The following is a 9,806-nucleotide window of genomic DNA, read 5'->3' as shown; positions in this document are numbered from 1 at the left end:
GCGTCATGCTGTAACAGCGGTGACGTAAAAAGGAGGTAAGTTACAATGGGATACAAGAGTGACATTGAAATCGCACAGGAATGCGAAATGCTGCCGATTACCCAGATTGCAGAGAAAGCTGGTATTGATGACAAATACCTGGAGCAGTATGGAAAGTATAAGGCAAAAATCGACTACAATCTCTTAAAAGAGAGCGACAAGAAAGACGGAAAACTGATCCTTGTAACAGCAATCAACCCGACCCCGGCTGGTGAGGGAAAAACAACTACAACTGTAGGACTTGCTGATGGAATGCAGAGACTTGGAAAGAGCGCAATGGTTGCACTTCGTGAGCCATCTCTTGGACCGGTATTCGGTGTTAAGGGCGGCGCTGCAGGCGGCGGATACGCACAGGTTGTTCCAATGGAGGATATCAACCTTCATTTCACAGGTGACTTCCATGCAATCGGAGCTGCAAACAACCTTCTTGCAGCAATGATCGACAACCACATTTTCCAGGGCAATGCACTGAACATTGACCCACGTAAGATCACATGGAAGAGATGCGTGGACATGAACGACCGTCAGCTTCGTAACGTGATCGATGGTCTTGGAGGAAGAACAAACGGTATGCCTCGTGAAGACGGTTATGACATCACAGTTGCTTCCGAGATCATGGCAGTTCTCTGTCTTGCAAGCGACATCACAGACCTGAAGAATAGACTTTCCAAGATGATCATTGGTTATACATATGGCAAAGTATCTGAGCAGAAACCGGTAACAGCTGGTGATCTTCACGCAGAAGGTGCTATGACAGCTCTTCTGAAAGACGCTCTGAAACCAAACCTGGTTCAGACTCTGGAGCATGTACCTGCAATCGTTCACGGTGGACCATTTGCAAACATCGCTCATGGATGTAACTCTGTAACAGCTACTAAGATGGCTATGAAGCTGGCTGATTATGCCATCACAGAGGCTGGATTCGGTGCTGACCTTGGTGCAGAGAAATTCCTTGACATCAAATGCCGTATGGCAGGTCTTCATCCAAATGCAGTTGTGATCGTTGCTACTGTACGTGCCCTTAAATACAACGGCGGTGTTGCAAAAGCAGACCTTAACAATGAGAACCTTGAGGCTCTTGAGAAAGGTATCCCGAACCTTTTAAGACATGTAAACACGATCAAAAATGTTTACAAACTTCCATGTGTTGTTGCAATCAACGCATTCCCGACCGATACCAAGGCAGAGCTTGACCTTGTTGAAGCAAAATGTAAAGAGCTTGGTGTTAACGTTGCACTTTCCGAAGTATGGGCAAAAGGCGGTGAAGGCGGCCTGAAGCTTGCTGAGGAAGTAATCCGTCTCTGCGAAGAGCCAAATGACTTCTCTTATTCCTATGAGCTTGACGGTTCTATAGAGGATAAGCTGAACCAGATCGTTCAGAAAGTATACGGCGGAAAGAAAGTTGTTCTCACAGCAAACGCTCAGAAACAGGCAAAACAGTTAGAAGCTCTTGGCTTTGGCAACTGCCCGATCTGTGTTGCAAAGACTCAGTACAGCTTAACAGATGACCAGACAAAACTCGGTGCACCGACAGATTTCGAGATCACAGTTCGTAACCTGAAGGTTTCCGCAGGTGCTGGATTTGTTGTTGCACTGACTGGTGAGATCATGACCATGCCAGGTCTTCCGAAAGTTCCGGCAGCTGAGAGAATCGACGTTGACGAGACTGGTAAGATCACAGGTCTGTTCTAATCAAAGAAAAAAGAAACATCAGGCGGATATACCTGTCCGCCTGGCGTTATAAAAAGGTCATGGCTTACATGATGACTAAGAACAATAAGGAGACAACGAAATGGGATTTTCAACAAGTACATGTACAGAATTTGTAGAAGTTCTTGCTTCTAAAGCCCCGGTTCCAGGCGGCGGCGGAGCATCTGCACTGGTAGGTGCTGTGGGAACTGCACTTGGAAACATGGTAGGAAGCCTTACTGTTGGTAAGAAGAAATATGCTGATGTTGAGGAAGAAATGTGGGAGCTGAAAGGTAAATGCGACCAGCTTCAGAAAGATTTCCTTCGTCTGATCGAGCGTGACGCCGAAGTATTCGAGCCGCTTTCCAAAGCATATGGAATGCCGAAAGAAACAGAAGAAGAGAAAGCTGAAAAAGCAAGAGTTATGGCAATCGTATTAAAAGATGCCTGCTCTGTTCCTATGGAAATCATGGAGAAATGCTGTGAGGCACTTGACCTGATCAAGGAATTTGCTGCAAAAGGCTCCAAGCTTGCCATCAGTGACGCTGGTGTAGCTGCAACCTTCTGCAAAGCTGCATTAAAAGGTGCAAGCCTGAACGTTTATATCAACACAAAGTCCATGGCAGACAGAGAGTATGCAGAAGAATTAAATGCAAAGGCTGATGCAATGCTTGAAAAATACTGCAAGCTTGCAGACGAGACATTTGACAGCGTACTTGGCAGACTGAAATAAAGATAAAAAAAAGAAAAGAACTGGCAGGAGCAAAATCCTGCAAGTCCTTTTGGCGGTCTCAAAATGCTGTATTACCATGAAACTGGTATGAGCATGACTGGATTTATCATAATATAAGGAGATTACTTAAAAATGGCAAAACAGTTATTAGGTAAAGAAGTAACTGCTGCATTAAACGAGCGTATCAAAGGAAATGTGGCAGCTCTTCAGGAAAAAGGCGTTAACCCCACACTTTGCATTATCCGTGTAGGAGAGAATCCAAGTGATATTTCCTATGAGAAGGGTGCAACAAAGCGTTGTGAGACATTAGGCGTTGTATGTGAGAAAATTCTTCTTCCGGAGGATGTTGCTCAGGAAGAACTTCTTACAGTTATTGATAAGGTAAACAAAGACGATCATATCCATGGTGTACTTCTGTTCCGTCCGCTTCCGAAACATCTGGATCAGGCTGTGATCGAGAATGCACTTGCTCCTGAGAAAGACGTTGACTGTATGACAGACCTTTCCATGTCTGGTGTTTTTACAGGCAAGAAGATCGGTTTCCCGCCATGTACACCACAGGCATGTATGGAAATCCTTGATCATTACGGAATCGACTGCACAGGTAAGAAGGCAGTAGTAATCGGAAGAAGCCTTGTTGTAGGTAAACCGGCAGCTATGATGCTTGTTAAGAAAAACGCAACTGTAACCATCTGCCACACAAGAACAGTCGATATGCCGACTGTGGCACGCGAAGCGGATATTATCATCGTAGCAGCAGGCCGTGCTGGCGTTGTTGGCGCTGATTATGTAAAAGCAGGACAGGTAGTTATTGATGTAGGAATCAACGTAAATGCAGAAGGCAAGCTCTGCGGAGACGTTGACTACGCAGCAGTAGAGCCGATCGTAGATGCTATTACACCAGTTCCTGGCGGAGTTGGAAGCGTTACAACATCTGTCCTGGTTGGACATGTTGTAGAGGCTGCTATGCGCAAAGTGAACGCTTAATAGTTAATTGGTTTTGAACTAATAGAACGATGTACCTGAAGTACATCATGTGTACAAGCGGAAGAAAAACTCTTCAGAGTAAAAACTGGAGAGTTTTTTTGTTGCAGAAAATTTTGTTGAAATCCTTATTGCGGCAAAAGTTTGTTTTGCTATTACAAAAAATTTGCTTTTCTCAGTAAGATATTGTACTATAGAGGGTACAGATATATGGAGGTAACTCACTATGGGAAAAGTGATGGCAGTGAACATCAGTGTTAAAAGAGGAACTCAGAAGGTCAATGTGCACACTGTAAAACTGATTGAAAATTATGGACTGGAGAATGACGCCCACGCAGGAAACTGGCATCGTCAGGTCAGCCTTCTGTCTTATGAAAAAATAGAAGAATTTAAGGCAAAAGGCGCACCGGTAAAGGATGGTGCTTTCGGGGAAAATCTGATCGTACAGGGATTTGACTTTAAGACCCTTCCAGTAGGAACCCGTCTGAAATGCAACGATGTGATTCTGGAAATTACGCAGATTGGAAAGCAGTGTCACAACGGTTGCGAGATTTTCAAGATCATGGGAGATTGCATTATGCCCCGCGAAGGTGTTTTTGCCAAAGTAATCAAAGGCGGTGTGATCTCTGAGGGAGATGAAATGGTTTATGCTTGACAGATACGGAAGAAATATTGATTATCTGCGGATATCTTTGACAGACAGGTGCAATCTCCGCTGTATCTACTGTATGCCGGAAGAGGGAATCCGTCAGATTCCAAGGACAGAACTTCTTGATACAGATGAAATCGTGAGAATCTGTAAGGCGGCCAGTGAACTTGGGATTTCCAGAATCAAACTGACAGGAGGAGAGCCTCTTGTCCGCAGAATCTGCACCCCATTAGTAAAAGAGCTGAAAGCCATTCCCGGGATCTGCCAGGTTACACTGACCACCAACGGAATCCTTTTGGGAGAACAGCTTCCGGGCCTGATGGAGGCCGGTCTGGATGCCGTAAACATCAGTCTGGATACTTTAGAAGAAACCACATTTCGCAAAATCACCCGCAGGGATGATTTTCACCAGGTTTTAAAGGGACTTAGGGCAGCACTTTCCTACCCTTCCCTGAAAGTGAAATTGAACTGTGTCCCCACTTTTCAGTCGGACGAGGAACTTTTACAGGTGGCAGCTCTTGCAAAGGAGAATCCTCTTCATGTGCGTTTCATTGAAATGATGCCAATCGGTCTGGGCAAGGAGTTTACAGCCAGGGGAGAGGAACAGATAAAGTCTGTTCTGGAAAAGGAATATGGGTCAATGACACCAACGGAAGAAAAGCTTGGAAATGGTCCCTGTCATTATTATACCCTTGAGAAGTTTACAGGCAGGATCGGATTTATCAGTGCCCTGTCCCACAAATTCTGTGACAGATGCAACCGTGTAAGGCTTACTTCTACCGGATTTCTGAAAGGCTGCCTGCAATTTGAGGACGGAGCAGATCTGAAGGTTTTGCTTCGAAGTGGTTGTTCTGATGGGATGCTTAAAGAAACGATAGAAAAAGTCATTTATGAAAAGCCTGTAGGCCACAATTTTCAGGAACATAAGAAGGGAAACGAAGAATCCCACATCATGGCTCAAATCGGTGGATGATTTTGAAAAATAAAAGAAAACACAATTTAGAAAAGTCGGATTTGCTGTTGTATCATTTGTACAACTTAAGCAATCCGGCTTTTTGTATATTTCAATATAATTCCAGATACAAAATTGTGCAAAAATATTGTTAATAAATAAACTTATTCATATTTGCTTGCCAAAATGAACAAAAAAATATATAATTTCATTACAAAAATAGTCATGTCTGTTAAAAAATACGCAAAGCCGGAAGCTTTGGAGGACGGGGACAAAAGACCTGGAGGCATCTGGCAAGTAAGGAGGTTAACAAAATGGTAGATCAGTCATATTACAAGAAAGCAGATGAGATTATTGAGCATTATGAGCGGTGTGCTGCCTCATTAATCCCTATCATGCAGGATATCCAGGCGGAATATCGGTACCTGCCTGCAGAACTTCTGACCTACGTAGCCGGACAGATCGGCGTTACTGAAGCGAAGGCCTTCAGTGTTGCAACCTTTTATGAGAACTTTTCTTTTGAACCTAAAGGAAAATACATTATCAAGGTATGCGATGGCACAGCCTGTCATGTAAGAAAGTCAATCCCGGTTAAAGAAGCATTCATGAAAGAACTGGGATTAAGCAATAAGAAGCATACCACAGATGACATGATGTTCACTGTGGAGACTGTATCCTGTCTTGGTGCCTGCGGGCTTGCTCCCACCTGTATGGTGAATGAAGAAGTGCATGCCAAGATGACACCGGAGAAGGTAGTAGAGCTTATTAACAGATTGAGAGGTGAGAACGGATGAGGATTAACAGTAAAGAAGAGCTGCAAAGCAAAAAAGCTGAGATCGAACAGAATATCCAGAGCTTCACATGCCGTGTTCTTGTCTGTTCCGGTACCGGATGTATGGCTTCCGGTGCTCAGAAAATCTATGATGAGATGGTAAGACTCTGTGAAGGTATTGATGGTGTAGAGATTGAAATGCAGAAAGATATCCCTCACGTAGGCGTTATCAAGACTGGCTGCCAGGGTCTTTGCGAGCTGGGACCTCTTGTAAGGATTGAACCATACGGATATCAGTATGTACATGTTCAGGAGGAGGACTGCCTGGAGATCGTGGAGCGAACTGTACGCCTTGGACATCCTGTAGATCGTCTGTTTTACCGCCATGGAGATGAAATCTGTCCGAAGCCTGAGGATATCCCGTTCCTTAACCGTCAGACCAGGATCGTTCTTGAAAACTGTGGTAAGATTGACGCGGAATCCATTGACGAATATATTGCAGCAGGCGGTTTTTCTGCTCTTGCCAAGGCAGTTACAGAGATGACTCCCCAGGATGTAATTGATGAAGTTACCAGATCTGGTCTTCGCGGACGCGGAGGCGCCGGTTTCCCGGCTGGTAAGAAGTGGTCACAGGTAGCCAGACAGGCTGAGAAAACCCGATATGTAGTATGTAACGGTGATGAGGGTGACCCGGGAGCATTTATGGATGGTTCCGTTATGGAAGGCGATCCGTATAAGATGATCGAGGGCATGATCATTGCCGCTTACGCAGTTGGCGCTGAGAACGGATACATATATGTTCGTGCAGAGTATCCTCTTTCCGTAGCCAGACTTCGTCTTGCTATTTCCCAGGCTGAGAAATATGGTCTCCTTGGAGATCATATCCTTGGCAGCGGTGTGAATTTCCATCTGCATATTAATCGTGGTGCAGGAGCTTTCGTATGTGGTGAAGGTTCTGCCCTTACCTCTTCCATTGAGGGAAACAGAGGTATGCCTCGTGTAAAACCACCTCGTACTGTCGAGAAAGGTCTGTGGGGCAAGCCAACTGTATTAAATAACGTTGAGACTTACGCAAATGTTCCGAAGATTATCATACAGGGTGCTGACTGGTTCCACACCATCGGAACAGAGGGAAGCCCGGGAACCAAGACCTTCTCACTGACCGGAGCAATTGAGAATACAGGTCTTATTGAAGTTCCAATGGGAACAACACTTCGTGAGATTATTTATGATATTGGCGGCGGTCTGAAGAGCGGTGCTGCATTTAAAGGCGTTCAGATTGGCGGACCATCTGGCGGATGTCTTGTAGAAGACCAGCTGGATGCTCCTCTTGATTTTGATTCTGTAAAGAAGCTTGATGCTATTATGGGATCAGGCGGTCTTGTTGTCATGGATGAGAATACCTGTATGGTAGAAGTTGCCCGTTTCTTCATGAGCTTTACCCAGCGGGAGAGCTGTGGAAAATGCGTTCCATGCCGTGAGGGTACCAAGCGTATGCTGGAGATCTTGGAGAAGATTGTAGCAGGCAATGGGGAGATGTCTGATCTTGACGAGCTGGAAGAGCTTGCCAAAATGGTTCAGAGCATGGCTCTTTGCGGACTTGGAAAGAGTGCACCTCTTCCTGTCCTCAGTACCATGAAGCGTTTTCGCGAGGAATACGAAGAGCATATCCGGGACAAGAAGTGCCGGGCAAAGGTCTGCACAGCACTCCGTCAGTTCCACATTAATCCGGAATTCTGTATCGGCTGCGGAAAATGTGCCAAGAACTGTCCTGCCGGGGCAATTTCCGGCAAGATTAAATCACCTTATCATATTAATAATGATGTATGCATCAAGTGCGGCAGCTGTAAGGATAACTGTAACTTTGATGCAATATATGTGGAAATGTAGGGAGGACAGATTATGGGTACAATGACGATTGACGGCAGAAAAGTCGAATTTACAGATGAAAAAAATGTCCTGACCGTAATCCGCAAGGCAGGCATTAATATTCCTACACTTTGTTATCACTCAGAGGTTTCCACTTTTGGAGCCTGTCGTCTGTGCACAGTAGAGGATGACAGAGGAAGAACCTTCGCTTCCTGTTCTGAGGAGCCAAGGGATGGAATGGTAATTTATACAAACTCAGGTAAGATCAAAAAATACAGGAAACTGATTGTGGAACTGCTTCTCGCAGCACATTGCCGTGACTGTACAACCTGTGTAAAGAGTGGAGAATGCGTGCTTCAGGAGCTGGCTCACCGTCTTGGAGTACATAACATCCGTTTTCAGAATACAAGAGAGCAGTATGAGATTGATGACAGTTCACCATCTCTGATCCGTGACCCGAACAAATGTATCCTCTGTGGTGACTGTGTCCGTGCCTGCGAGGAGCTTCAGGGAATCGGAGCATTGAACTTTGCATACCGTGGAACAGAGGCTATTGTAATTCCTGCGTTTAATAAGAAAATAGCAGAAACCCAGTGTGTAAACTGCGGACAGTGCCGTGTATATTGTCCGACAGGTGCCATTTCCATTAAGACGCATATGGATGAAGTCTGGGAAGCTCTTGCAGATCCGGATGTACGTGTAGTAGCACAGATTGCGCCGGCAGTTCGTGTTGCGGTAGGTGATCATTACAGTCTTCCGAAGGGACGGAGCGTAATGGGCAAAATTGTCAATGCACTCCACAGAATGGGATTTGACGAGATTTATGATACTACTTTCAGCGCCGATCTTACTATTATGGAGGAGTCAGCAGAATTTCTAAAAAGAGTTGAGAAGGGGGAGAAACTTCCACTTCTTACCTCCTGTTGCCCTGCATGGGTGAAATTTATTACAGACCAGTATAAGGATTATATCCCGAATTTGTCTACCTGCAGATCCCCACAGGGAATGATGTCTGCAGTTATTAAAGAATACTTCCGTGATCCGGAGAATGCCAAGGGTAAAAAGACCGTTATGGTATCTATTATGCCATGTACAGCCAAGAAGGCTGAGGCAATCCGTCCGAACAGTTTTACCGATGAGAAACAGGATACGGATATTGTAATTACAACCACAGAGCTGCTGCGCATGATCGATAACTTTGGCCTTGATTTTGCACAGTTAGAGCCTGAAGCATGTGATATGCCATTTGGATTTGGCTCCGGTGGAGGTGTTATTTTTGGTGTTACCGGCGGTGTTACAGAGGCGGTTCTACGCCGCTTAAGCCCGGATCATTCCAAGGAGACCATGCGGGAGATTTCTGAGTGTGGTGTCCGTGGAGATGAGGGAATCAAAGAATTCACAGTTCCATACAAGGGAATGGATATCAATGTATGTGTGGCCAGTGGTCTTGCAAATGCAAGAACCGTTATGGAACGTGTAAAGAACGGCGAAGCAAACTATCATCTCATTGAAGTAATGGCATGCCGCCGTGGCTGTATTATGGGCGGTGGCCAGCCGGTACGGGCCGGTGACAGAACCAAAGCTGCAAGAGCGAAAGGTTTGTATAATGCTGACAATACTATGCTGATCAAGAAATCCGATGAGAATCCTATGGTTCTGGAACTGTATCAGGGACTGCTCAAAGGAAAAGAGCACAAACTGCTCCACAATGACTTCTATTGATGCTGATGTATAGTAGCTGGACACGCTCCAGAGAATAATTAAGACTGGTATAATAAAAAGCCCGACTGCATATTATTTAGAGGAAGAATATAAGCATTACGCTGTAAACAAATCTTGCAGACCTTTAAATAATCAGGCAGGAGGGCTTTTTTGTATGGAAAATTTTCAGGTTTACCGTGATATACAGGCCAGAACCGGAGGCGATATATACATAGGCGTTGTAGGCCCTGTCCGTACAGGAAAATCAACATTTATCCGCAGATTTATGGAACTGGTGGCTTTGCCCGGAATGGATGAAAAAATGCAGAAAGAGGTCAGGGACCAGCTTCCATTAAGTGGTTCCGGAAAAATGATCACAACTGTGGAACCCAAATTTATCCCAAAAGAAGCTGTATCA

8 protein-coding genes and 1 pseudogene are annotated in these 9,806 nt (G+C 45.1%); all 9 read left to right on the top strand.

The window, feature by feature from the left end:
* The first annotated feature begins 45 nt into the window (after positions 1-45).
* Positions 46-1,731: a formate--tetrahydrofolate ligase gene (locus AB5642_RS19070; protein WP_118578434.1), complete on the top strand. Its 1,686-nt coding sequence runs from the start codon at positions 46-48 to the stop codon at positions 1,729-1,731.
* Positions 1,732-1,831: 100 nt separating this feature from the next.
* Positions 1,832-2,461, top strand: coding sequence for a cyclodeaminase/cyclohydrolase family protein (locus tag AB5642_RS19065; RefSeq protein ID WP_118578433.1), 630 nt, complete (start codon positions 1,832-1,834; stop codon positions 2,459-2,461).
* 132 nt (positions 2,462-2,593) lie between these two features.
* Positions 2,594-3,448 (top strand): bifunctional 5,10-methylenetetrahydrofolate dehydrogenase/5,10-methenyltetrahydrofolate cyclohydrolase, encoded by an 855-nt coding sequence (locus tag AB5642_RS19060; protein ID WP_173718661.1) that lies wholly within the window; start codon positions 2,594-2,596, stop codon positions 3,446-3,448.
* Between the two features lie 223 nt (positions 3,449-3,671).
* Positions 3,672-4,100 carry an MOSC domain-containing protein gene (locus tag AB5642_RS19055; RefSeq protein ID WP_173718662.1) on the top strand — a complete coding sequence of 143 codons (429 nt, stop codon included), beginning with the start codon at positions 3,672-3,674 and terminating at the stop codon, positions 4,098-4,100.
* Positions 4,093-5,067, top strand: coding sequence for a GTP 3',8-cyclase MoaA (moaA, locus tag AB5642_RS19050; RefSeq protein WP_173718663.1), 975 nt, complete (start codon positions 4,093-4,095; stop codon positions 5,065-5,067). The genes AB5642_RS19055 and moaA overlap by 8 nt, the downstream gene beginning before the upstream one ends.
* Before the next feature lie 293 nt (positions 5,068-5,360).
* Complete coding sequence (locus AB5642_RS19045; RefSeq protein ID WP_148462597.1) at positions 5,361-5,840, top strand: NAD(P)H-dependent oxidoreductase subunit E; 480 nt, start codon at positions 5,361-5,363, stop codon at positions 5,838-5,840.
* Positions 5,837-7,708 carry an NADH-quinone oxidoreductase subunit NuoF gene (locus AB5642_RS19040; protein ID WP_118578429.1) on the top strand — a complete coding sequence of 624 codons (1,872 nt, stop codon included), beginning with the start codon at positions 5,837-5,839 and terminating at the stop codon, positions 7,706-7,708. The genes AB5642_RS19045 and AB5642_RS19040 overlap by 4 nt, the downstream gene beginning before the upstream one ends.
* 12 nt (positions 7,709-7,720) lie before the next feature.
* The gene (locus AB5642_RS19035) at positions 7,721-9,409 is read left to right on the top strand and encodes a [FeFe] hydrogenase, group A (protein WP_118578428.1); all 1,689 of its coding nucleotides are present in this window, start codon (positions 7,721-7,723) and stop codon (positions 9,407-9,409) included.
* A 154-nt stretch (positions 9,410-9,563) separates the two neighbouring features.
* A pseudogene (locus AB5642_RS19030) lies at positions 9,564-9,806 on the top strand (stage IV sporulation protein A); the annotation flags it as partial.

It is taken from the genome of Ruminococcus sp. 1001136sp1_2201st1_G3_2201SCRN_220225 (genome assembly GCF_040924365.1).
Lineage (GTDB): Bacteria > Bacillota > Clostridia > Lachnospirales > Lachnospiraceae > Blautia_A > Blautia_A faecis.
Note: the sequence above shows the minus strand (reverse complement) of the source record. Positions and strands in the feature narration are given on the sequence as shown.

Coding starts and splice junctions, on each gene's coding strand:
- AB5642_RS19070 (WP_118578434.1), top strand. CDS start 46: ATGGGATACAAGAGTGACATTGAAATCGCACAGGAATGCGAAATGCTG.
- AB5642_RS19055 (WP_173718662.1), top strand. CDS start 3,672: ATGGGAAAAGTGATGGCAGTGAACATCAGTGTTAAAAGAGGAACTCAG.
- AB5642_RS19065 (WP_118578433.1), top strand. CDS start 1,832: ATGGGATTTTCAACAAGTACATGTACAGAATTTGTAGAAGTTCTTGCT.
- AB5642_RS19060 (WP_173718661.1), top strand. CDS start 2,594: ATGGCAAAACAGTTATTAGGTAAAGAAGTAACTGCTGCATTAAACGAG.
- AB5642_RS19045 (WP_148462597.1), top strand. CDS start 5,361: ATGGTAGATCAGTCATATTACAAGAAAGCAGATGAGATTATTGAGCAT.
- AB5642_RS19035 (WP_118578428.1), top strand. CDS start 7,721: ATGGGTACAATGACGATTGACGGCAGAAAAGTCGAATTTACAGATGAA.
- AB5642_RS19040 (WP_118578429.1), top strand. CDS start 5,837: ATGAGGATTAACAGTAAAGAAGAGCTGCAAAGCAAAAAAGCTGAGATC.
- moaA (WP_173718663.1), top strand. CDS start 4,093: ATGCTTGACAGATACGGAAGAAATATTGATTATCTGCGGATATCTTTG.